This is a genomic window from Telmatospirillum sp. J64-1, from assembly GCF_006980715.1.
Taxonomy (GTDB): Bacteria; Pseudomonadota; Alphaproteobacteria; order Rhodospirillales; family Magnetospirillaceae; genus Oleiliquidispirillum; species Oleiliquidispirillum nitrogeniifigens.
Window position 1 is genome coordinate 42,086 of the sequence record NZ_SBHN01000001.1, and the last position, 21,542, is coordinate 63,627.

Annotated in this window: 20 protein-coding genes; 8 read left to right on the forward strand and 12 right to left on the reverse strand. The window is 64.6% G+C overall.

What is annotated here, in order from left to right:
- Positions 1-22: 22 nt before the first annotated feature.
- From dctP to sigJ, 6 genes are all read left to right on the forward strand, one after another.
- Entirely contained in the window at positions 23-1,123 is a 1,101-nt protein-coding gene (gene dctP / locus EPD66_RS00205) for a TRAP transporter substrate-binding protein DctP (protein ID WP_370511845.1), read from the forward strand.
- Positions 1,124-1,130: 7 nt separating this feature from the next.
- A complete protein-coding gene (locus EPD66_RS00210) occupies positions 1,131-1,649 on the forward strand; it encodes a TRAP transporter small permease subunit (protein ID WP_142846113.1) in 519 nt (172 codons plus the stop codon).
- A 101-nt stretch (positions 1,650-1,750) separates the two neighbouring features.
- Complete coding sequence (locus tag EPD66_RS00215; protein ID WP_142846115.1) at positions 1,751-3,067, forward strand: TRAP transporter large permease; 1,317 nt, start codon at positions 1,751-1,753, stop codon at positions 3,065-3,067.
- Positions 3,068-3,069: 2 nt separating this feature from the next.
- Entirely contained in the window at positions 3,070-3,855 is a 786-nt protein-coding gene (locus tag EPD66_RS00220; protein WP_142846117.1) for an SDR family NAD(P)-dependent oxidoreductase, read from the forward strand.
- 121 nt (positions 3,856-3,976) lie between these two features.
- Entirely contained in the window at positions 3,977-4,432 is a 456-nt protein-coding gene (locus EPD66_RS00225) for a carboxymuconolactone decarboxylase family protein (RefSeq protein ID WP_142846119.1), read from the forward strand.
- A gap of 19 nt (positions 4,433-4,451) precedes the next feature.
- Positions 4,452-5,324: an RNA polymerase sigma factor SigJ gene (sigJ, locus tag EPD66_RS00230; RefSeq protein ID WP_221930812.1), complete on the forward strand. Its 873-nt coding sequence runs from the start codon at positions 4,452-4,454 to the stop codon at positions 5,322-5,324.
- An 11-nt stretch (positions 5,325-5,335) separates the two neighbouring features.
- Here the strand turns inward: sigJ and EPD66_RS00235 are convergent, their stop codons facing one another.
- Entirely contained in the window at positions 5,336-5,698 is a 363-nt protein-coding gene (locus EPD66_RS00235) for a hypothetical protein (protein WP_142846123.1), read from the reverse strand.
- Positions 5,691-6,197, reverse strand: coding sequence for an SRPBCC domain-containing protein (locus EPD66_RS00240; RefSeq protein WP_142846125.1), 507 nt, complete (start codon positions 6,195-6,197; stop codon positions 5,691-5,693). Before EPD66_RS00240 ends, EPD66_RS00235 begins: the two co-directional genes overlap by 8 nt.
- Positions 6,198-6,247: 50 nt before the next feature.
- On the opposite strand from EPD66_RS00240, the gene EPD66_RS00245 reads away from it, so the two are divergent.
- Complete coding sequence (locus tag EPD66_RS00245) at positions 6,248-6,592, forward strand: helix-turn-helix transcriptional regulator (protein ID WP_142846128.1); 345 nt, start codon at positions 6,248-6,250, stop codon at positions 6,590-6,592.
- Between the two features lie 19 nt (positions 6,593-6,611).
- Here the strand turns inward: EPD66_RS00245 and EPD66_RS00250 are convergent, their stop codons facing one another.
- From EPD66_RS00250 to EPD66_RS00280, 7 genes are all read right to left on the reverse strand, one after another.
- On the reverse strand, positions 6,612-6,917 hold the full coding sequence (locus tag EPD66_RS00250) for a DUF2149 domain-containing protein (protein ID WP_142846818.1): 306 nt from the start codon (positions 6,915-6,917) through the stop codon (positions 6,612-6,614).
- Positions 6,917-7,429: a MotA/TolQ/ExbB proton channel family protein gene (locus tag EPD66_RS00255; RefSeq protein WP_142846130.1), complete on the reverse strand. Its 513-nt coding sequence runs from the start codon at positions 7,427-7,429 to the stop codon at positions 6,917-6,919. The genes EPD66_RS00250 and EPD66_RS00255 overlap by 1 nt, the downstream gene beginning before the upstream one ends.
- Positions 7,430-7,450: 21 nt before the next feature.
- Positions 7,451-11,359 (reverse strand): cobaltochelatase subunit CobN, encoded by a 3,909-nt coding sequence (cobN, locus tag EPD66_RS00260; RefSeq protein WP_142846132.1) that lies wholly within the window; start codon positions 11,357-11,359, stop codon positions 7,451-7,453.
- The gene (locus EPD66_RS00265) at positions 11,359-13,329 is read right to left on the reverse strand and encodes a TonB-dependent receptor domain-containing protein (RefSeq protein WP_142846134.1); all 1,971 of its coding nucleotides are present in this window, start codon (positions 13,327-13,329) and stop codon (positions 11,359-11,361) included. The genes cobN and EPD66_RS00265 overlap by 1 nt, the downstream gene beginning before the upstream one ends.
- Positions 13,330-13,637: 308 nt before the next feature.
- Complete coding sequence (locus EPD66_RS00270; RefSeq protein WP_142846137.1) at positions 13,638-14,300, reverse strand: methionine ABC transporter permease; 663 nt, start codon at positions 14,298-14,300, stop codon at positions 13,638-13,640.
- Positions 14,269-15,318 carry a methionine ABC transporter ATP-binding protein gene (locus EPD66_RS00275; protein WP_142846139.1) on the reverse strand — a complete coding sequence of 350 codons (1,050 nt, stop codon included), beginning with the start codon at positions 15,316-15,318 and terminating at the stop codon, positions 14,269-14,271. Before EPD66_RS00275 ends, EPD66_RS00270 begins: the two co-directional genes overlap by 32 nt.
- Before the next feature lie 57 nt (positions 15,319-15,375).
- On the reverse strand, positions 15,376-16,164 hold the full coding sequence (locus EPD66_RS00280) for a MetQ/NlpA family ABC transporter substrate-binding protein (RefSeq protein ID WP_142846141.1): 789 nt from the start codon (positions 16,162-16,164) through the stop codon (positions 15,376-15,378).
- A gap of 188 nt (positions 16,165-16,352) precedes the next feature.
- Between EPD66_RS00280 and EPD66_RS00285 the strand changes: the two genes are divergently transcribed.
- On the forward strand, positions 16,353-17,669 hold the full coding sequence (locus EPD66_RS00285) for a 3-hydroxyacyl-CoA dehydrogenase family protein (RefSeq protein WP_142846143.1): 1,317 nt from the start codon (positions 16,353-16,355) through the stop codon (positions 17,667-17,669).
- 226 nt (positions 17,670-17,895) lie between these two features.
- Here EPD66_RS00285 and EPD66_RS00290 read toward each other — a convergent pair whose 3' ends face one another.
- The 3 genes from EPD66_RS00290 to EPD66_RS00300 all read right to left on the reverse strand — a co-directional run bounded on the left by EPD66_RS00290 (position 17,896) and on the right by EPD66_RS00300 (position 21,526).
- Positions 17,896-18,702: an alpha/beta fold hydrolase gene (locus EPD66_RS00290; protein ID WP_142846145.1), complete on the reverse strand. Its 807-nt coding sequence runs from the start codon at positions 18,700-18,702 to the stop codon at positions 17,896-17,898.
- A gap of 13 nt (positions 18,703-18,715) precedes the next feature.
- Entirely contained in the window at positions 18,716-20,008 is a 1,293-nt protein-coding gene (locus EPD66_RS00295; protein WP_142846147.1) for an O-acetylhomoserine aminocarboxypropyltransferase, read from the reverse strand.
- 168 nt (positions 20,009-20,176) lie between these two features.
- On the reverse strand, positions 20,177-21,526 hold the full coding sequence (locus EPD66_RS00300) for a phenylacetate--CoA ligase family protein (RefSeq protein WP_142846149.1): 1,350 nt from the start codon (positions 21,524-21,526) through the stop codon (positions 20,177-20,179).
- Positions 21,527-21,542 lie beyond the last annotated feature (16 nt).

Consider the following 21,542-nt stretch of genomic DNA (forward strand, 5'->3'; position numbering starts at 1 on the left):
TGAACAAACTCGGGCTCAATAAATGGGAGGAATTCACATGAATAGACGGGATTTCCTGAAAACGACGGGCATGCTGGCCGGTGCTGGCCTGATCTCCGGCTTCCCGGGCTTGGCCCGCGCCGCCACCTCCTTGAAATTCGACAGCTACGTGACCGAAAGCGCCGGTCCGTCCTGGATCGACCGCTGGTTCCTGGAAGAGCTGCAGAAGCGCACCAATGGCGAGATCGCGATCCGCTATTTCTGGGCAGGCAGCCTGAACAAGGTGGGCGAGCATTTGGGGGCGGTGCGCGACGGCACCTCCGAGATCACGTTGATCTCGCCCGGCTATTACCAGGCCGAGGTCCCGGTGACGCGCGGGCTGGAATGGTATTATCGCGTCGACCGGGCGGATACGCTGCAACTGGTCTGCCGTGATGTCTACGAGCAGTTCGAGCCGCTGCGCCAGGAATGGGAACAGCGTCACCGTTCCAAGATCCTGTATTGGACCAACTGGAACTATGCCCCGCTGGTGATGCGCAATCCGATCAACTCGATCGAGGACATCAGGGGCAAGAAGATCCGCGGCTATGGCGTCGCGACCGATGTGATCGAACGGCTGGGCGGCGTGGCCGTGCCGATGGCGGCCGGCGAGGTCTATCAGGCACTCGAACGCGGCGTGCTCGACGGGGTCTACGGCTTCGACTTCGTGACGGCGGTCGCCTACAAGCTGCACGAGATCGCGCCGAACTTCTACGACATCGGCGATGGTGCCCATGCGCCGGCGGTGACCGTGATGAACATGCGGGTCTGGGACCGGCTGTCCGACGATCACAAGCAGATCTGCCAGGATCTGGCCGAGGAGCTCTATAACGGCAAGTTCACCGAGATCTATGACCAGGTGCTTGCCGATTACGTCAAGAAGGTCCTGGACGAGGGCGGCAAGCTGAGTTCGCTGCCCGAGGAAGAGAAGGCCAAGGCCCGCGCCCTGGTCCAGCCCGCCCAGGTCGAGGCCTGGGTCGAACGGGTCGCCAAGCCTGCGGGCGTCGACGGCGCGGAGATGCAGCGCCTCATCGAGGAGGCCATCGCCAAGCATGCGCCTTCCGGCAAGATGAAGCGCCCGGACGAGATCGCCGTGGCGATGTGAGGGTAGCATGGAAACCCTGAACCGCATCCTCGATGGCATCGCGCGGGTGACAGGTTGGATCGCCCTGGGCTTCCTGGCCTTCATGATGTTCGCGATCACGGTCGATGTGGTGGCGCGCGCCCTTATGGGCCGCGCCGTCCCCGGCCTCTTCGAAATGTCGGAGATGTCCATGGTGATGGTGGTCTTCATGGGCCTTGGCTTCGCCTTGGTCGATGATGCCCATATCCGCGTGACGATGCTGACCGACATGCTGTCCGAGCGCGGCGCGCGCCTTTGCACGGCGCTGTCCTGGGTCTTCGCAGCCCTGATCTTCGTGATGCTCGCCTGGCCCGCCACCAACGAGGCGGCCTATTCCTTCGAGATCCGCGAGTTCCGCTGGGGCTATTTCCAGATTCCGATCTGGTGGGCGAAGATCGCCGTTGCCGTCGGGTTGTGGTTCGCGGCCCTTCAGGCCCTTGTGCATGCCGCAAGGATCGCCACGGGCCGCCAAGCCCATCAATCCGCCGTCAAGGCAGCCGTGCATTAAGCGCGTGCCGGGATCCGGGGGCGGCGTGGGCGTTTTTCCGCGTCAAAGCTGCCGCCGGGGCCCGAGCCACCGTCTTGGCCCGCTCGCAGTCAGGAATTCCGATGGATATCACCCTCATCACCATCGTCGCCGTGGGACTGATCTTCGTCTTCATGGCATTGGGCACGCCGGTCTTCGCCGCGCTGGCCCTTTCCGGCGCCTTCGGCATCATCATGGTGGAAGATTTCTCCTTCCTCATGAACCGGCTGAAGACCTTCTCTTTCTCCAACACGGCCAATTATTCCCTGACCGTGATCCCGCTATTCGTCTTGATGGGGGCCTTCGCGCATCATGCGAATGTCGGCAAGCGCCTGTTCCATGTCGCCAATAAATGGGTGGGGCATTGGCCGGGCGGCCTCGCCATGGCGGGGATCCTGACCTCGGCGGGTTTTGCCGCGACCTCGGGCTCGTCGGTCGCCACCGCCGCGACGGTGGGCTCGGTCGCCATTCCCGAAATGAAGAAGGCCGGTTACGACCCCCGGCTCGCTGCCGGGTCGGTCGCGGCGGGCGGCGTGCTGGGCGTGCTGATTCCTCCTTCGGTCCTGCTGATCTTCTATGCGGCGATCACCGAGGTTTCGGCCGGGAAGATGCTGATCGCGGGCATCGTGCCGGGGATCCTGTCCACCCTCGTCTTCATGGCGGGCGTGGCGATCATCGGCCGCTCCGAACGCAATTCCGCCTCCCGCAGGGTAAAGGCGCCGATCGGCGAACGGCTGCGTTCGGCCGGTCAGGCCTGGCAGGTCGTGGTCCTTTTCGTCATCGTGCTGGGCGGGATCTATCTGGGGCTCGTCACGCCGACCGAGGCAGGGGCCATCGGGGCGGTGGCCGCGCTTTTGATGCTGCTTCTGGGGCGGGAAGGGCGCGCCAAGCTCAAGGAGAACCTGCTCGATAGCTTCCGCTCGACCACCACCACCACGGTGATGATCCTCTTCACCATGATCGGGGCGGGTATCTTCAGCTACTTCCTGACGCTGGTGCAGGTTCCACATATCGTCGCGGCTGCGATCACCGAAAGCGGCATCTCGCCCTATTTGATCGTGGGCGTCCTGCTGCTGCTCTACATCCCCCTCGGCATGTTCCTCGATGCCTTCTCGATGATGGTCATCACCTTGCCGATCATGTTCCCGACCGTGGTGGGGCTGGGTTTCGATCCGATCTGGTTCGGCATCCTTTGCGTCAAGATGTGCGAGATCGGCCTGATCACGCCGCCGGTCGGCCTGAACTGCTTCGTGATCGCCGGGATCGACAGGGACACCCCGCTGTCGGATGTGTTCCAGGGATCGTTCTGGTTCGTGCTGATGGAGCTTGTCACCGCCGTGCTGATCTTCGCCTTCCCGGCGATCGTGACCTGGCTTCCCGACAACATGATGGGACGATGACCATGGACAGAAGCGGATATGGCGCCGCTCTCGTCACGGGCGGCGGTTCCGGGATCGGTCGGCAATGCGCCCTGACGCTTGCCCACCGTGGCGCGAAGATACTGGTGACGGACCTGAACGCCGAGGCGGCGGATCGGGTTGCCGAGGAAATCCGTGGCCTGGGCGGGGCAGCCGAAGCCATGGCGATGGATGTGACCGATCCGTCCCAGGTCGAGGCCGCTTTTTCCCGGGCCGAGGCGCTGTGGGATGGCGTCGATATCCTGGTGAACAGTGCTGGCCTGATCATCGTCGAGCCGCTGCTGGATTTCCGCCTGGAGACCTTCGAGAAGGTCATGTCGGTGAACGTCGCCGGCAGCTTCCTGACGGGACAGCGCGCGGCGCGGACCATGGCGCGGCGCGGCTATGGCCGTATCGTCAACCTGTCCTCGGTCTCGGGCCAGCGCGCGGGGGTAGGGCGTGCCGCCTATGGCACCTCGAAGGCCGCGATCATCGGCCTGACGCGGCAATTCGCGCTGGAACTCGGCCCTTTGGGCATCACCGCCAATGCCGTCGCCCCCGGCGTCATCGAAACCCCCATGACGCTGAATGCCTATTCGCAAGAGACATGGGAAAAGGTGCTGGGCATGGTTCCAACCGGTCGCCGGGGACGGCCTGAGGACATCGCCGAGGCCGTGGCCTATCTCGCCAGCCCGCACGCCTCCTATGTCAACGGCGAGGTGCTGACCGTGGATGGCGGTTACATGGCTACCGGCATGACGCAGACGGGCTCGATCGCGCTGCGGCGCTGATCCTGCCGTCCAGCCGATAGGGGGAGAGAAGAAAGAGGAAAATTTTCGAAGAGGATGTCACACTCGCCGGAGCTATCTCGTCTTGAAGGGGTCAACTCTCTTCAAGAAGGACCTCCGAGCGATGCAGACACGCCTCGACTATTTCAAAGCCGCCCCGCAGATGATGCAGGCCATGCTCTCCTTCGAACAGGCGGTGCGCAACAGCGGGCTGGAAATGAGCCTGATCGAACTGGTCAAGACCAGGGCCTCGCAGATCAATGGCTGCGCCTATTGCCTGCATATGCATACGCGGGAGGCGCGCGCCGCTGGCGAAACCGAGGAACGGCTGTATCTTTTGTCGGCCTGGCGGGAATCCTCGCTCTATTCCGCACGCGAACGGGCCGCGCTGGAATGGACCGAGGCGCTGACGCTGATCGCCACCACGCCGGTGTCCGACGAGATGTATGCGCGTTTGCGGGCGCAATTCGCCGAAGATGAGATCGTGAAACTGACCCTGCTGATCGGCGCGATCAATGTCTGGAACCGGCTGGCCATCGGTTTCGGCAGCCAGCACCCGGTGGCGGCGGATGCGGCCTGAGGCCCAGGCGGATGAGCGCATGATGCGGTTCGAGGCCGAGCGCGGACGGCTGCTCGGCCTCGCCTATCGCATGCTCGGTTCCTACGGCGATGCCGAGGACGCGGTACAGGATGCCTGGCTGCGCTGGCAGGGCGTTGCCGAGATGCCGCGCAACATATCGGCCTATCTGTCCATGATCGTGACGCGGCTGTGCCTCGACCGGCTCAAGCAGGCCCAGCGGCATCGCGAGGTTTATGTCGGTCCCTGGCTGCCCGAACCGATCCTGGAAGATCCCGTCTTCACCGAACCCGGTGCGGCGGTCGCGCGTGACGTGTCCTTCGCCCTGATGCTGGCGCTCGAGCGGCTTTCGCCGCTCGAGCGGGCGGCCTTCGTCCTGCACGATGTCTTCGATGTCCCCTTCGCCGAGGTCGCCGTAGCGCTGGGCCGTTCCGAAGCATCCTGCCGCCAACTCGCCAGCCGTGCCCGCGAGCATGTGCGTGCCGGACGCCCGCGCTTCACGGTCCAGCCGGACGAAGCCGACGCGATTGCCGATGCGTTCTTTGCCGCCTCCAAATCGGGGGACACGGAAATGCTGGCGAGCCTGCTCGTCGAGACGGCCAGCCTGCATACCGACGGCGGCGGCAAGAAGCGGGCGGCGCGGAACGTGATCCAGGGGGCGGACCGGATCGCCAGATTCTATACCGGCCTCGCCGGAAAGCCGCATTTCGCACCGCCGGTCTGGAGGCGCAGGCTTGTCCTCGACGGCCTGCCCGCCTGCCTGACGGTGGAGGCGGACGGCACGCGGGAAGCCACGCTGCTTGATCTTCGCGCGGGCCGCGTCGCGGCAGTCTATGTCGTCCGCAATCCAGACAAGCTCGAGCGGCTGTGGCAGGCGATGGGCTCCTGTTCTTGACGGGCTCTCACTCACCAAGCGTCGGGTTCACGCACCATATGGACGATATTGGCGGGGTTCATGAACCATCCGCCCCGGAAGCCTTCGGGCAATTCCTCGACCCTATCGCAGCGGACCACGCCCGAGGCAGACAGAAGCCCGGCCGTATCGTCAAAATCGGGTGTGAAGAGTTCCAGCCAAACCTCTGCCTGGCTCATCTGCGGTGCCCTGTCGATCCATAATCGGTTCGGCCCGAGTTCGAACCCGATTGCGGGCCCCTTGCCGGACAATTCCTTCAGGCCGATCGTGTCCCGATAGAAGGCCACTGTCTGTTCATACTGATGCTCCGGGACCTTCATGGCGATGTTGATGCCGCCGGTGATCTTCTCAGCCATTCCGGGTCTCCTTCCCTGTCCATGCGATCTCGCGGGCCGGCTGTCCCTTCATTTCGCTGGGATAATAGCCTTCCCTCAGATTGATCCCGTATTCGAGCCAGCCCTTCATCGAGCACAGCATCTGCGTCCAGCCTTCGCAGTTGGTGAAGGCAGAGCGCTGTCCCGCAGCCGTTTCTTCCCATCCGCTTTCGGCGATGGTGACGAGCGTTCCCCCATCTTCAAGGCTCGTGAAGGTGATCTCCACGCGCGTCGAATATGGCTGGCCCTGTTCCGAAGTGCCGCCATTCCAGGACAGGACGATCCTCTCGTTGACGACGACGTCCTGGACGGAGACGACGGTTTCGCCCCACCAGAGCACATCGGTGCCTTTGACCAGGGGGGCGCTCGCACCGCCGACAGTGGTGAAATAGCTGCTCAGCTTCTTGGGCTCGGCAATGGCCGCGAATACCTCGTCCACCGGTCGTCCGATACGCCCCGACACCCTGAAATCCAAAGCCATTGGATGCTCCTGCCCTTGCATTGGGCTTCAGTATGTTATAAAAATATAACATGTCAACCAATGATGATTTCGACCCGATTTTCAAGGCGCTGGCGCATGCGCGCCGCCGCGCGATCCTTGATTGTCTGAAGAAGGAGCCGATGACCACGGGCGGGCTGTGCCAGCATTTCCACGATATGGACAGGTGCACCGTCATGCAGCACCTGAAGGTGCTGCATGACGCCGGGCTGGTCGTGGTGACCCGCGAAGGGCGCGAACGCTGGAACCACCTGAATGCCCTGCCGATCAAGGAAATAGCGGACAGGTGGATCGGCGATTATGCCCAGCATGCCGTCAGGATGCTGAGCAGCCTTGAGCGTGACCTGGGGCTACGAAACAAGAAGGAAACTACGTGACCTTGCCGCTCATACGGGCTCAGTCCTCCGGCACGTAGATCATGCGTCCGTCATCGAGGCGGTAGGTGACGCCTGCGCGTGAGCCCTGGCCCTGGCCGACTTCCCCGCTGGATTCATAGCGCGTCAATTCCTGTCCATCCTTGATGGTGATGCGCATGTCGGCCTCGCCCGGCTTCTCGATCACCACGACCTTGTCCTGCGAGAACGGATTCAGCGGGTTCTGGGCGATGACCACCATCAGCATGCCGATGATGACCAGGAACAGGTCGATCAGGTTGACGACCGAGAGCATGGGATCGTTGTCCTCGTCATCGAGGAAGCGCATCACGCTTGTCCCTCCCTCTCGCGCTGCCGTTCCAGCTCGCGCAGGTCCTGCAGCAGCCAGCGGCGGCGAATGGTCAGGATGAAAAAGCAGATGCTGGCGGCCAGCAGCGCCAGGATCACCGCCGAGAAGGCGGCAACCATGTTCCGGCCGACCGCCGCGCCGTCATTGTTGCCCAGTGCCAGCAATGCCGGTCCCATCGGGATCATGGTGGCGATCAGGCCGAGCATGGGCGTGGTGCGCGAGACGATGCGCAGCCATTCCAGCCGCTTCATGATCCACAATTCCAGATCGTCGCTGGCCATGAAGGGCTGGCCGCCCGCCGCGCCTTGCCGCGCATAGGCGAACAGCGCGCGGGGGTGCGAACCTTTCCGGCGCTGCCATGTCTCGACGGCGAAGATGCCCAGCATCACCAGGGAATAAGCCAAGGCGGCGGCGATCAGCAGCATCACCGGCGCCAGGAAAATGCGCGAGATGGCGTAGAGCAGGGTTTCGATTTCAGTGAAGACGGTCATGGGAAACTCGGACTAGAGAGGTCATTCGGTCATCCTCGGCATGCGGCGGCTGCTCATGGCCTGCCACAGGGCACCGCCGCCGATCAAAAGCAGCATCAGCGCCAGCACCCATTTCTGATGGATGTCTTCAGGTGAAGGCGGGGGCTCGACCGGCTCCAGCACCTGCCCCTGTACGGATTCCAGGGGGGTATCGGCGGTCTGCGGGGCTTCCGGCATGTCGGCAGAGGCGGGTGCGGCCTCCGTAGCGGGGGCGGGGGCCACGTCGAGTCCGAAACCCTGCGCCATCTCGGCGATGAAGCGGCGGGTCATCTCGGCGCCGGTCTTCACGCCGAATTGCTGCTCCAACTCCTGCCATCTTTGTGCCAGTTCCCGCCGGGTCTGTTCGGAGGCGTCCCAATAGCCCTTGCGGATAGCTTCGGCCATGCGTTCCAGCATTTGCGCCTGGGCCGTGGGGTTATGCTGCTCGAACCACTCGCGCGTGCCCAATTCGCGGCTATCCGTCACATAGGTGTCGAACAGCGATTGCCATTGATCGTCACGGACGGTAGAGGCATCCACCACCTGCCAGCCGAACAGGTTGTTGGTGGCGTTGAGGATCTGCAACGTGCCGGCATAGCCCTCCTGCTGCATTGCTTCGATCCATTGCGGATTGAGGTAACGCACGCGCAGTTCGTCGGCGAGGAAGCGGGCCAGCCCGGTGGTCTTGACGTCGCTGCGGCGCAGGTCGGAGATCAGCAATTGCGGCGCCTGGCCGTCCAGATGCCGGATGGCCGCCGACAAGCCGCCCAGGAATTCGAACGGATGGTCGGTGGACAGCACCCCATGCAGGTTCGACGAACGCGACATGACGGCCGCCTGCGTACCGCGCAATTGCTCGGCCAGCAGGTTGACCTGCTCGGGGCTTTCGCCCCAGTTCTGGCCGCCATAGGCGTGGCGGCTGCTGGCGAGGAATTGCTGCGCCAGTGCCGCATCGTCTTCCCATTCGGTCGAACGCAGCGCCAGCTCGGGCACGCCCGTACCGTATTCGCCCGGGGCATTGCTGAAGATGCGGTAGCGGGAAGCCGCAATGGCATCCTCGGCCGATAATCCCTTCTCTTGCAGCAAGGCGGCGATTCGCTGGTTGTTGGCGGCGATCGGGTTGCCGGGTTCGTCCAGTTCGGCCAGACGCGCCAGGGCATCGTCGAGCAGCCGCATGAAGCTGTCGAACTGGTCGCGGTACACACCCGTCACCTGCACCACCACGTCGTTGCGCGGACGGCCCAGTTCGGCGGAGGGAATGATCTCCAACGCGGTGACACGCCCGCCGGCGTCCCAGACCGGACGCAGGCCCAGGGCGTGCAGGATCTGCGCCTCGGTCACGCCCAGATGCCGGATCGCCTCCGACGCCCATAGGCTGAAAGCCAGTTTCTGCGGCCAGGCGCCGTCATGTTCAGCGCGGAAGGCCTCGACCAGCTGCGCATAGGCGGTGGCGGCCGAATCATAGGCGGCCCGTGCCGGGATCTTGTCGGCCTCGAAGGCATAGAGATTGCGGCCGCTCTCTACCTCGGGATTGCGGATCGGATCGCCGCCGGAACCGGGCCGCACGAACCGGCCCGCCAGCCCGGCCAGCAAGGCTTCGTTCTCCTGCGTGTCGCGCAGGCGCTGATCCAGCTCGCGGGCCCGTTCGGTGAAGGCCGCCAAAGCGGGGGGCAATGTCTGCGCGGCATCGGGGGCGAGCATCTGGCGCACCGCCCGAAAGGCTGGGTTGTCCTGCAAGGCGGCATAATCGGCCACGAACAGTTCTTCCGGATCGACGCCCAGCGCGGCATAGAAGGGCTCGCCCAGCTGCTGCATGATGGTGCTGACACGGTGTTCGGCACTGGCCGGCTGGCCGAAGGTATGCAGGCCCAGCGGCATGGCGCTGCGCGCCAGTTCGTGCAATTGGTCATGCAATGCTTGCAGGAAGCCGGGGAAATCCTCTTCGGCCTGCTCTGCCATCCAGCCCAGATCCTCGTGCAGATGGGCGGCGATGGCCGCCTCGCGGATCCGCGCGCTGACCCGCTCGCGCACCATGCCCTCGTCCAGTTGCTCGTACTCGTGAATCAATTCGTGCAGGTCGCGCAACTGATCGTACAGCCCGGCCGGGGCGAAGGGCGGGGTCTGGTGGCTGACGGTCACGGCCCGGCCGCGCCGCTTGGCCTGGATGGCTTCGCCGACATTGTCCTGGATATAAGGGTAGAAGACCGGAAGGTTGCCCACGGCCAGCCACGGATAATCGGTGGCGGCCAGTCCGCGGTCCTTGCCGGGCAGCCATTCCTGCGTGCCATGGGTGCCCAGGTGGATCAGGGCTTGGGCGGCGTAATGGTGTTGCAGGTACAGATAGGCCGCCATGTAGAGGTGGTCGGGGGCGCTGACGGTGTCGTGGTAATGGCCGTGCGGCTCGGCATGACGCGGCATCTGCGGCATCACTAGCAATTGCCCGAGCTTCCAGCGCGGAATGACGAAATAACGCTGGCCGTCGATCTCGCGCACCGCCCGATGCCATGCCGGTGGACCGTCGTGGCGCAGTTCGGCCCGGCGGTAACGCGGCAGGCTGAGCAGCCAGCGTTCATACTCGGCCAGCGGATAGAGTGCGGCCATGTCCTCTTCCAGCAGCGTCTCCAACGGTACGCTGCCATACAGGGCACCCAGCATGCGCTGGCCCGCCGCGATGACCTGCGCCTCGCTGACCGGCTCGCCGACCGCATAGCCTTGGGCCGCCAGCGCCGCCTGGATCGAGACGAGGCTGCGCGGGATGTTCAGGTTCGAGGCGCCGAGATTCTTCTCGCCGGCCGGATAGTTCCAGAACATCAGCGCCAGCTTCTTGTCGGCCGGAGGGGTATGGCGCAGCGCCACCAGGCTTTGCAGCTTGGCGATCAAGGCGTCGGCCTGCGCGGGCAGCAGGTCGTCCACGCCCGCCGTCGCCGCCGACAGCACCAGCGGGTCGCTGATGCCCCAGCCTTCCGGTCCGGCCAGGAAGACGGCGGCGGTGCGCGCCGACACGCCGCTGGGCGCGCGGGGCCAGTCGGCGGCCTCGCCCTCTCGGAAGCGCAGGGTCTGGATGACGGGAATGTCGAGCGCCAGGAAGTCCCGGCTGCGTGCCGCGCCGTCCTGCATGTGGGAGAGGTTGACCAGCACATCCACCTGCCCGGGGGCAAGGATGCCGGCCAGTCCCCCCGGCTCGGCCGCATCGGCCCAGAAGACGATGGGGTGCAGGCCCGCCGCCTCACTGCGCGCGATCAGTTCGTCCACCTCGCGGGTGAGCATGTTGGCCACCACGCCTTGATGGATCAGGAAGGCCACCCGCCCGCCGGGAGGCTGATCGGGCGTCGGATACCAGTCCAGATAGGCCGTCAGGCTCTCGAAGACCCGAGGCGCCTGCGGATGGTAGAAGCCGGTGGCGGGCAGGCGTTCAGGCGCGGCGAGCAGATGGGGCGGGGGCGCTTCCCCCTCATGCACCGCCCTGGCCAGCGCGAAGAAGCGGCGGAAATTGTCCTCGCCCCCGGCGGCGTAGAGCGCGGTCAGTGCCCCGCCATATTGCGGCGGCAGGTTCTCCCAGGCGGGGCGGCCTCCGCCGACCGTCAGGTGGGGGTGTTCGGCATGGCCGGGCACCTGTTCCAGATACCGGGTCACCATCGCGCGGTCATTCGGCCTCGGCACATCCAGCAGGATGAGCGTGGCGGAGGAGACGGCGTTTCTCAGCGCCTCCGCCGATTCCTTCTCGACGTTCAGATGCCGCAGCTCCACCCCTTCCTGCGTGGCGAAGTTCCGCAGGTGCTGGAACTTCTCGGCCGAGACGAAATCATTGTGCAGCACCTGCACCACCGGCATCTCTGCCGGATTCGCCCAGGCCGGTGCCAAGCCGATCAGCAGGCAGCAGAGCGCCAATCCCACGAGACGGAAGCCCGGCATCAGAACCTCCCTGTCAGCCCGGCGAAGTAGCGCCGCCCTTCATCCGCGCGGCCATAGACGCTGGCGTCGTCATTGGCGAGGCGTTCGTCGGTCAGGTTCTCGATCCCGAAATGCAGGCTGAAGCTGCGGTTCAGCGCGTAGTCCCCATACCAGTGCAACAAGGTGTAGTCGGGCCGTTCACGTTCGGTGGCCGAACGATATTGCGAGCCGCTGTATTCGACCCGCATGCGGGTGGTCAGTTGTTCGAGGGGAGCCCAGGCCAGCGTGGCATTGGCGCTGTGGCGGGAACGGTCGGGCAGACGCTCGTCCGTTGTCTGGTTGCGGGCTTCCAGATAGGTGTAGTTGGCATCCAGGCGCCACTGTTCGGTCAGGTCCAGTCCGGCGGTCAGTTCCAGCCCCTGCAGGCGGGCCTTGGCGACGTTTTCGTATTCCAGGCAGACACGGCCGGGCTCGAAACAGGTCGGCTGCCGCACGGTCTCGATCAGGTTCCGCACATCATTGTGGAAGAAGGTGGCGCCGCCCGACCAGGGGCCTCGGGCATAGGCCACCCCCAGCTCGAAGGACTGGTTCGTCTCGGGTTGCAGGTCGGGATTGCCGCGGATGATGCCCCGTCCCCCCATGGCCGCCCGGGATTCGAATTCCGGAGACAATTGCTTCAGCGTGGGGGCCTTGAAGCCTCGGCCCATGCCCGCCTTGAAGGTCAGTTCATCGGTGGGGTGGAACAGCAGATAGGCGCGGGGGCTGGTTTCCCAGCCGAAATCCTCGTGATGGTCGAAGCGGCTGCCCAGAACCAGCTCCCACTTTTCCCCCAGCACTATCTCATCCTGGGCGAAGAGGGCGTAGTGGGTCTGTTCCTTCTTGCCGGAGCGGTTGACGTTCGGGTCTTCCAGGCTTTCCCGCCGGGTCTCCGCGCCCAGAGTCAGCTTATGGGAATTCCCTGCGGCAAATCCCACCCGGCCGTCGAGCACGGTATCGGTGAAGCGGTTCGGTCCGCTCAGATCGGCGCCATCGCTGCGGCTGACTTTCCGCTCCAGCGTGGTCTGGTACAGCCTGACCTGGGTGTCGCCCCAGCCCCATTCGCCGGCATGGGAAACCGAATAACGGCGGCGCTGGACATCATTCTCGGCCTTGTAGATGGGGCCCGATGTACCGCCCCGGAAACCTTCCTGGTCTTCCTCGCCCGCAGTCACGGACAGGTCGATGCGCTGATAATCATCCGGCGTCCAGGTCAGCCCGAGATGCCCCGTCTTGACACGCTGCTCGTCAATGGCGGTCAGGGCGGTGTTGCCTGCGTCGCGCAAGGCGTCGCGGTGCCGGTATTCGCCCCAGACATTCAGGCCCAGCCGGCCCGGCACCAGCGGCCCGCCCAGATAGAAGCCGCCTTTGTACTGGTTGCCATCGAGGTCGTGTTCGTTGAGCAGCGCATAGCTGCTGACGGAGCCGTGCCAGCGATCGGTAGACGAGCGGGTGATGATGTTGACCACGCCGCCCAGGGCTTCCGAGCCATAGAGCGAGGACATCGGTCCCCGCACCACTTCCACCCGTTCGATGGCTTCGGTCGGCACCCAGCCCTGCTCGAAATCCGAATGGGCGATGGAAGACGCGGACGAGGTGATGCGCTGCCCATCGACCAGGATCAGCGTATGTTCGGAACTCATGCCGCGGATCGAAATTCCGCGCCGCCCCAGGCCGGTATTCTCCAGGCTGATGCCGACCGATCCCCTGACGGCGTCGGCCAAGTCGTTCACCGGCTGGCGCCGCAGGCTTTCCCCGTCGATGACGGAAATGCTGGCAGGCGCGGCGGCGGCATCTCGCTCGGAGGCCGTGGCCGTTACGACGATGCTCGGCAGCGTGATCGGGGAAGTGGGCGACGCATGGCGCTCCGGCACCGGTTCTTCAGCCCAGGCAGTGCCGCCCAATGCCGTCAATGCGACCAGACAGGTTGCGGCGACATCGCGTCTCGCATTCATCTTTCAGATCCTTGGTTCCGTTCCGACTTGTCGATTGCCCCGTCTTCAGACAGGTGGGGGAGGGGAAGGGACGAGCCTTCCTCCTCGCCTCCGGACCGCGTGAGGACCGGGCTCGACCGGGGAGATGCAAAGGGAAAAGGGAGTACACCGCTCCCTCGCCTCGATGAGGGTTATGCTATAACATAACGCTAATTGGGTACAAAAGACTTTCTCACGGCTGAGCGGCGGCCGGATATCGGCCATGAAAAAAGCCCGGCCTCTCGGGGAGGCCGGGCTTTGCTTGCCCTGCTTGGCAGAAGGGCCGGGTTCTACTGGATCTTGCGCTTGTTGAGCTTGACGGCCAGCCAGTCGCCGGTGGTTTGGACCGCCTGCACCAGGATGATCAGGATGACGATCACCGCCGCCATCACCTCGGGCTGGAAGCGCTGATAGCCGTAGCGGATGCCCAGGTCGCCCAGGCCGCCGCCGCCCACGGCACCGGCCATGGCGGAATAGTTGATCAGGCTGACCACGGTGATGGTCAGGCCGGCGATGATGCTGGGCATCGCCTCGGGCAGCAGGACCTTGACCACGATCTGGAAGGGCGTGGCGCCCATCGCCTGGGCCGCCTCGATCAGCCCGGCATCAACCTCGCGGATCGAGGATTCGACCAGGCGGCCGACGAAGGGAATGGCGATCAGCGACAGCGGCACGATGGCCGCCGGGGTGCCGATCGAGGTGCCAACCACGAAGCGGGTGAAGGGGATGATCGCCACCAGCAGAATGATGAACGGGGTCGAGCGGATGATGTTGGCCACCGTCCCGACGATCTTGTTCACCGCCTTGTTCGGCAGGATATGCTTCGGGCCGGTCGCTACCAGAAGAACGCCCAGCGGGATACCCAGCCCAGCCCCGATGACACCCGAGACGCCGACCATGATCAACGTCTCGATGAAGGCGTCAAGCAGCAGCTCGATCATCATCGGCGACATGGCCGAGAACCTCCACTTTCAGAAGTTTTGCACGGATATGGGCCAGGGCCTGTTCGATGGCGTCGGCGGGCCCGTCCAGTTCGGCGGCCAGGGTGCCGTAGGGCTGGCCCTGGATGTAGTCGATATGGCCGTGCAGGATGTTCACGCCCACGCCGACATCGCGGATCAACTCGGCGATGACCGGCGTGTTGGCCGAGGGGCCGGTGAAGGTGATGCGGATCACGGGATTGCCGGGCGCCGTGGGACGCAGGCGGCGCATCACTTCGCTGGGCAGGTCGTGATTGAGCACGTCGCGCACGAAGCTCTGGCTGACCTCCGCCTTGGGATCGGAGAAGACGTCGAAGACGCTGCCCAGTTCGACGAGATTGCCGTGATCGAGCACCGCGACGCGGTCGCAAATCTCCTTGATGACGTTCATCTCGTGCGTGATCAGCACGATGGTCAGGCCCAGCTTGGCATTGATGTCCTTGAGCAGGGCGAGGATCGACGTCGTGGTCTCGGGGTCGAGGGCGCTGGTGGCTTCGTCGCACAGCAGGACATTGGGCTTCAGCGACAGCGCGCGGGCGATGCCGACACGCTGCTTCTGGCCGCCGGAAAGCTGCGAGGGATATTGGTCACGCTTGCCCGACAGCCCGACCAGGTCGAGCAGGGGAAGGACGGTCTGCTCGATCTCGGCCTTGGGCTTGCCCGCCAGTTCGAGCGGCAGCGCCACATTATCGAAGACGGTGCGCGAGGACAGCAGGTTGAAGTGCTGGAAGATCATGCCGATGTCGCGGCGCGCGGCGCGCAGATCGGCGCCGGTCAGCTCGGACACGGTGACGCCATTGACCACCACGCGGCCGGAGGTCGGACGTTCAAGCGCATTGATGCAGCGGACCAGCGTGCTCTTCCCCGCCCCCGAACGACCGATGATGCCGAAGATCTCGCCGCGGCCGATGGAGAGGGAGATGCCCTTGAGAACGGTTGCTGGCCCTTTCGGGCCATCAAAGACTTTCGTGATGGACTGGATTTCGATCATACCCGTATCGCCAAGAGGGTTGCGGCGGCTCTGTGTGGGGAGCCGCCGCGCATGCTATTACCACGAAGTGACGATGGTACCCTCGAATTTCTCCATAATGAACTCTTTGACTTCCGGCGAGCGGTAGATCTCGATGTAGCGGCGGATCGCCGGGTCGTCCTTGTTGTCGCCGCGCGTGACGAACCACAGGCCCCATTCGCTGTCAGCGCCTTCGGACAGCAGCGAGGTATTGGGGTTCAGGCCGGACGACATGGCGTAGTTCAGCGTGCAGACGGCGATATCCACGTCGTCGAGCGAACGCGGCAGCTGGGCGGCGTCGACTTCCCTGATCCGCAGCTTCTTCGGGTTCTCGACGATATCCATGACGGTCGCGTTGGTGCCCGCCTTCGGATCCAGCTTGATCAGGCCAGCCTTTTCCAGTAGCTGCAAGCCGCGCGCACCGTTCGACGGATCGTTGGGGATGGTGACCTGCGCACCGTCCCGCAATTCGTCGAAGGAGGAAATCTTCTTGGAGTAGATGGCCATCGGCACGATGATCGACGGCGCCACCGGCACCAGATCCCAGCCGCGCTGCGCCACCTGGTTCTCGAGATAGGGCTTGTGCTGGAAATTGTTGAAGTCGATGTCTTTCTGCGCCAGGGCGGTGTTCGGCAGCGTGTAGTCCGAGAACTCGATCACCTGAACGTTGATGCCTTCCTTCGCGGCAAGGTCGCCAGCGAATTTCATGATATCACCGTAGGGACCGGCCGAGACACCGACCTTCAGGTCGGCGGCATGGGCGAACGGCGCCGAGACTAGCGCGGCGAAGCCGACCAGAGTAATGGCAGCCAGCTTGTTGCGAATCATTTCTTCCCCTCCAAATCCGTCAGCGCCTGGTTTCTTACCATCGCCATGGTCCTACATCTACTAATACACTAAACTTAACGTCAATAGGAAAATTAACACACTATCAAAGCGTGAAATATGCGGCTTGCGCTTGACATCTGTTTCGTGAACCGGGAAACCTCACCCGGAGTCCAGTAAAAGGGGATATCATGGTTCGTGCAATTTCGTCCGTCGCCGTCATCGGCGGCGGTACCATGGGTAACGGCATCGCCGCGGCTTCCGCTGCCGCCGGCTGCGAGGTTCTGCTGCTCGACATCGATCAGGCGCGCGTGGAGAAGGCTTTGGAAAAGGCCCTTTCGACCGCCCAGGACGACGCCGAGCGCGCCGCGCTGGCCGGAAAGATCCAGATCGGCACGATCGACGCCGACCTTTCCAAGATCGCCGATTATGACTGGGTCTGCGAAGCGATCATCGAGGACCTCGCGGCCAAGCGCGATCTCTTCGCCAAGATCGAGAAGCTGCGCCGCGACGGTTCGGTGGTGTCGACCAACACTTCGGGCATCCCGCTGCGCGCCATCACCGAAGGCTTCCCCGAGCGCCTGAAGCGCGACATGGTGGTGACGCACTTCTTCAACCCGGTGCGCGTCATGCGCCTGCTGGAAATCGTCCCGGGTGTCGAGACGACGCCGGACGTGCTCGAAGCCATGGCCGCCTTCGGCCGTGATAAGCTGGGCAAGGGCGTCGTTTATGCCAAGGACACGGTCAACTTCATCGGCAACCGTATCGGCTGCTTCTGGATGCTGTCGGGCCTGCACAAGGCCAAGCCCTATCTGAAGGACGGCCTGTCGATGGAAAGCATCGACGCGCTGATGGGCAAGCCGGTCGGGCTGCCCTCTACCGGCCTCTATGGCCTGATCGACCTGATCGGCCTGGACGTGATGGATTTCGTCGGCAAGAACCTGTCGGTCAATCTGCCCGAGGGAGATGTCGGCCATGCCTTCACCAGCTTCCCCGCCGACGAACAGGCGATGCTCGAGCGTAAGCAGCTGGGCCGCAAGACGGGCGGCGGCTTCTATCGCGTCACCAAGACGGAAGATGGCGGCAAGCTGAAGGAGACCTTCGACCTGACCACCGGCACCTGGCGTGAAGCCCAGGCCGTGACGCTGGCCGAGGGCCATACCGATGCCGCCTCGCTGTTCTTCGGCTCGGACGCCGAAAGCCGCTTCACCTGGGATCTGATGGGCGGCACGCTGCTTTATGCCGCCGATCTCGTGCCCGAGATCTCGGACGATGTGGTGAATGTCGACCGCGCCATGCGCTGGGGCTTCGCCTGGAAGAAGGGGCCGTTCGAACTGCTGGACGCCGTCGGCCCGGCCAAGGTGATCGCCAAGCTCAAGGCCGAGGGCAAGGCCCTGCCGAAGATGCTGGCGGTGCTGGAGAAGGCCGGAGCGGGCAGCTTCTACCGGAACGGCGGTGCCGAATATCTGGGAACCGACGGCCAGTGGCACGCCACGCCGGCCGAATGAGGTGAAGGGTTTCGCAGGGCTCTGCCCTGCACCCGGCAGGAGGCTCGGCCTCCTGCATCTCATTTCTTTCAATCGTCCTGCCCGCTCGTGCGAAAAGGGCGAATAAAATTAATGGGATCAAAGGGGCCGAGCCCCTTTGCGGGTCTGGGCAGAGCCCAGGAAATCCAGTGATATGAAAAGGGCTCGCGCCGTTTCCGGCGCGAGCCCTTCTTCATTGAGAAAGTGCTTAAGCGGTCTCGACCAGATCCGCTAAGCCGCTCAGGGCGTCGAGCACGGCATCGGGCTCTTCGGCCATCAGCATGTGCCCTGCGCCGTTCAGCACGGTGACCTTGGCCTTGGGCAGCGTCTCGGCCAGCGCACGGCCGGCTTTCAAGGGGGTCATCTTGTCGCGTTCGCCCAGGACCAGCACGGCGGGACATTCGACCTTGGCGGCGGAGGCAAGGCCGATCTTGTAAGTGTCGCAGGCCTTGAGATCGACCGCCAGGACGCCCGGGCGGTTGCGCTCCAGCACCCTCTGGGCGGTCCCGACCATCCACACGCCGGGGGCGCGGCTGCCGCCCAGTTCGGCATGGGCGCCATGGCCCCACAGATTGATCATGGCGAAGGCCGCCGGATCGTTGCGCTCGGCCGAGGCGATCAGATCGGGATGCACCGGAATGGCGGCCGCCGCGCCGACGAGGCCGAGGCCGCGCACCGGGGCGGGATGGCGGGCGGCGGTTTCGAGCGCCACCAGCGCGCCCATCGAATGGCCGACGATCACGACTTCCTTGGCCCCGGCCGCAGAGATGGCCGCGGCCACCCAATCGGCCATGGCCTCGATGGAGGGCAGGGGCTCGCCCGCCGACTTGCCGTGGCCCGGGAGGTCGAGGGCCAGGACGGAAAAGCCGTGGCTGACGAACCAGCGGGTGTGCAGGCCCCAGACCGAGGAATCGAGGCCCGAGCCATGCACGAAGACGATGGCGGGCTTGGCGGGGTCGAAGGGCTTGCCGCCGGTGGCGGCGAAGGCGGGAATGCCGTTGACGATCAGTTCCATGTTGCGGCTTCCCTCACTTCTGGCTGGCGCGCAGCGCCTGGTTGAGGTCGGCGATGATGTCGTCTGCGCTTTCCAGCCCGACCGACAGGCGGATCATGTCTTCGCCGATTCCGGCCTTGGCGAGCTGTTCGGCATCCATCTGCTGATGGGTGGTGCTGGCCGGATGGATGACCAGGGTCTTGGCGTCGCCGACATTCGCCAGATGCGAGGCAAGCTTGACGGCCTCGATGAACTTGCGGCCCGCGGGGCGGCCGCCCTTGATGCCGAAGCTGACGATCGACCCGGCGCCCTTGGGCAGCAGTTTCTGCGCCAAAGCGTGGTCGGGATGGTCGGGCAGGGTCGGATGGCTGACCCAGGCAACCGCCGGATTTTCCTGCAGGAAGGCCAGCACGCGGGCGGTGTTGGCGACATGGCGTTCCATGCGCAGGGGCAGCGTCTCGATGCCTTGCAGCAGGTAGAAGGCGTTCTGCGGCGACAGGCAGGCGCCGAAATCGCGCAGGCCTTCGGCGCGGGCGCGCTGGCTGAAGGCGCCGGGGCCGAATTGCTCGGTAAAGACGATGCCGTGATAACCGGCATAGGGCTCGGTCAGGGTGGGGAACTTGCCCGAGGCTTCCCAATCGAAGCCGCCGCCGTCGATCAGCGCGCCGCCGATGGCGATGCCGTGGCCACCCAGCCATTTGGTGACCGAATGCATGACGATGTCGGCGCCCTGCTTGATCGGGTTGGACAGATAGGGCGTGCCGAAGGTGTTGTCGATCATCAGCGGCAGGCCGGCATCATGGGCGATCTTCGCCAGGGCCGGGATGTCCAGCACCTCGAGACCCGGATTGCCCAACGTCTCGCCCAGGATCAGCCGCGTCTCGGGGCGGATGGCCGCCTTGAAGCCGTCGAGGTCGCGCGGCTTGACGAAGGTCGTGGTGATGCCGAAGCGCGGCAGCGTATGGGCCAGCATGTTGACCGTGCCGCCATAGATCGAGGCCGAGGCGACGATATGGCTGCCGGCGCCCATCAGCGTGGCGATGGCGAGATGCAGGGCGGCTTGGCCGCTGGCCGTGGCGATGGCGCCGACGCCGCCTTCCAGCGCGGCCAGGCGCTCTTCCAGCACCGCCACGGTGGGGTTCGAGATGCGGCTGTAGATGTGGCCGGCGCGTTCGAGATTGAACAGCGCCGCCGCATGGTCGGCATCGTCGAAGACATAGGAAGTCGTCTGGTAGATCGGCACCGCCCGCGAGCCATAGACCGGATCGGGATGCTGGCCCGCATGCAGGGCCATGGTGTCGAAGGCGAAGGTTTTCGGACCGGACATCAGTATCTCTCGTTGGGGCCGTTTATACTTCATCGTTTCCGCAGGGCTCTGCCCTGCACCCGCCAGGAGGCTCGGCCTCCTGGACCTCATGAATTCAATGGGAACAAAGGGCCCGAGGCCCTTTGCGGGTTTGGGCGGAGCCCAAGAAAACAGTTCTCCTCATAGCCTCTATGACCACACGCCCTGGCGGCGGTCTTCGACGCGCTTGGCCTTGTGGGTCGCGCGCGGCAGGGTATCGGCGGGATGGACGACGACCTTGGCCGAGACGCCGGTGACCGATTTCAGATGCTTGCCGAAACGGGCGGCCACTTCCTCGGTCGGGCCGTTATGGCCGTGCGCCACTTCGACCTCGACGGTCAGCTGGTCGAGATGGTTGATGCGCTCGACCACCAGCTTGTATTCCCCGGTCAGTGCGGGGTCCTGGCGGGCGATGGCTTCGACATCGGAGGGAAAGATGTTCACGCCCTTGATGATCAGCATGTCGTCGACGCGGCCGTTGACGCCCATCAGGCGCTGGCTGGTGCGGCCGCAGCTGCAGGGCTCGGAGGTGAAGGTGACGATGTCGCCGGTGCGGAAGCGGATCATCGGGCGGGCCGACTTCTTCAGCGTCGTCAGCACCATCTCGCCGCGCTCGCCCTCCTTGACCGGCTCGCCGGTTTCGAGATCGAGCACCTCGACCAGGATATGGTCCTCGGCCCAGTGCAGGCCGTTCTTGTGCTCGCACATCCCGGCGCAGGCGCCGAAGATGTCCGACAGGCCGTAATAATCATAGACCGAGGCCCCCCACAGCTTTTCGATGCGGTTGCGCGTCTCGGGGATCGAGCCGCCCGGCTCGCCGGCGACGAAGATGCGCTTGATCGCAAGGTCGCTCTTGAGGTCCAGCCCCTCCTTGATCGCCGTCTCGCCGAGATACCAGGCGTAAGAGGGCGTGGTCCACATGGCGGTGGCCTGGAACTGCTTGAGGATCGTCAACAGACGCTCGGAGGGCAGGGTACCGGCATGGATGGTCAGCGCGCCGAGCTTCTGCGCGCCCAGCACGCAGGGGCCGCCGACGAAGAGGGAGAAATTGAGGCTGTGGGCGTAGCGGTCCTCGGGGCGCATCCCCGACGCCCAGAACAGCCGAGCCTCGAAATCCATCCATTCGTCGAAATCGCGCTGGGTGAAGGGCGAGGCCGTCGGCACGCCGGTCGACCCCGAACTGGCCGAGATGTAGACGATGTCCCGCTCGGGCACGGCGACCAGATCGCCAAAGGGCGGCACCGCCATCTGACGGTCGCGCAGCACCTTCTTGTCGATGAAGGGGAAGCGGCGGATGTCGTCGAGGCTCTTGATCTGATCGGGATGGACCCCGGCCTCGTCGAAGCTCTTGCGGTAATAGGGCGAGCCCTCATAGGCGTGGCGCACATGCTCCTTGAGCAGCGCCAGCTTCATGGCATCCCACTCCGCGCGGGACTGAGTTTCCAGGTCAGCGTCCCAATAGGGGGCGTTGCTATCGATCTGCTTGGCCGCGGCCGTCATTGTGACTCACCTCTTT

Bases quoted from the DNA above. Each gene is read 5' to 3' on its own strand.
- dctP (WP_370511845.1), top strand. From the start codon at position 23: ATGGGAGGAATTCACATGAATAGACGGGATTTCCTGAAAACGACGGGC.
- EPD66_RS00210 (WP_142846113.1), top strand. From the start codon at position 1,131: ATGGAAACCCTGAACCGCATCCTCGATGGCATCGCGCGGGTGACAGGT.
- EPD66_RS00215 (WP_142846115.1), top strand. From the start codon at position 1,751: ATGGATATCACCCTCATCACCATCGTCGCCGTGGGACTGATCTTCGTC.
- EPD66_RS00220 (WP_142846117.1), top strand. From the start codon at position 3,070: ATGGACAGAAGCGGATATGGCGCCGCTCTCGTCACGGGCGGCGGTTCC.
- EPD66_RS00225 (WP_142846119.1), top strand. From the start codon at position 3,977: ATGCAGACACGCCTCGACTATTTCAAAGCCGCCCCGCAGATGATGCAG.
- sigJ (WP_221930812.1), top strand. From the start codon at position 4,452: ATGATGCGGTTCGAGGCCGAGCGCGGACGGCTGCTCGGCCTCGCCTAT.
- EPD66_RS00235 (WP_142846123.1), bottom strand. From the start codon at position 5,698: ATGGCTGAGAAGATCACCGGCGGCATCAACATCGCCATGAAGGTCCCG.
- EPD66_RS00240 (WP_142846125.1), bottom strand. From the start codon at position 6,197: ATGGCTTTGGATTTCAGGGTGTCGGGGCGTATCGGACGACCGGTGGAC.
- EPD66_RS00245 (WP_142846128.1), top strand. From the start codon at position 6,248: ATGTCAACCAATGATGATTTCGACCCGATTTTCAAGGCGCTGGCGCAT.
- EPD66_RS00250 (WP_142846818.1), bottom strand. From the start codon at position 6,917: ATGCGCTTCCTCGATGACGAGGACAACGATCCCATGCTCTCGGTCGTC.
- EPD66_RS00255 (WP_142846130.1), bottom strand. From the start codon at position 7,429: ATGACCGTCTTCACTGAAATCGAAACCCTGCTCTACGCCATCTCGCGC.
- cobN (WP_142846132.1), bottom strand. From the start codon at position 11,359: ATGCCGGGCTTCCGTCTCGTGGGATTGGCGCTCTGCTGCCTGCTGATC.
- EPD66_RS00265 (WP_142846134.1), bottom strand. From the start codon at position 13,329: ATGAATGCGAGACGCGATGTCGCCGCAACCTGTCTGGTCGCATTGACG.
- EPD66_RS00270 (WP_142846137.1), bottom strand. From the start codon at position 14,300: ATGTCGCCGATGATGATCGAGCTGCTGCTTGACGCCTTCATCGAGACG.
- EPD66_RS00275 (WP_142846139.1), bottom strand. From the start codon at position 15,318: ATGATCGAAATCCAGTCCATCACGAAAGTCTTTGATGGCCCGAAAGGG.
- EPD66_RS00280 (WP_142846141.1), bottom strand. From the start codon at position 16,164: ATGATTCGCAACAAGCTGGCTGCCATTACTCTGGTCGGCTTCGCCGCG.
- EPD66_RS00285 (WP_142846143.1), top strand. From the start codon at position 16,353: ATGGTTCGTGCAATTTCGTCCGTCGCCGTCATCGGCGGCGGTACCATG.
- EPD66_RS00290 (WP_142846145.1), bottom strand. From the start codon at position 18,702: ATGGAACTGATCGTCAACGGCATTCCCGCCTTCGCCGCCACCGGCGGC.
- EPD66_RS00295 (WP_142846147.1), bottom strand. From the start codon at position 20,008: ATGTCCGGTCCGAAAACCTTCGCCTTCGACACCATGGCCCTGCATGCG.
- EPD66_RS00300 (WP_142846149.1), bottom strand. From the start codon at position 21,526: ATGACGGCCGCGGCCAAGCAGATCGATAGCAACGCCCCCTATTGGGAC.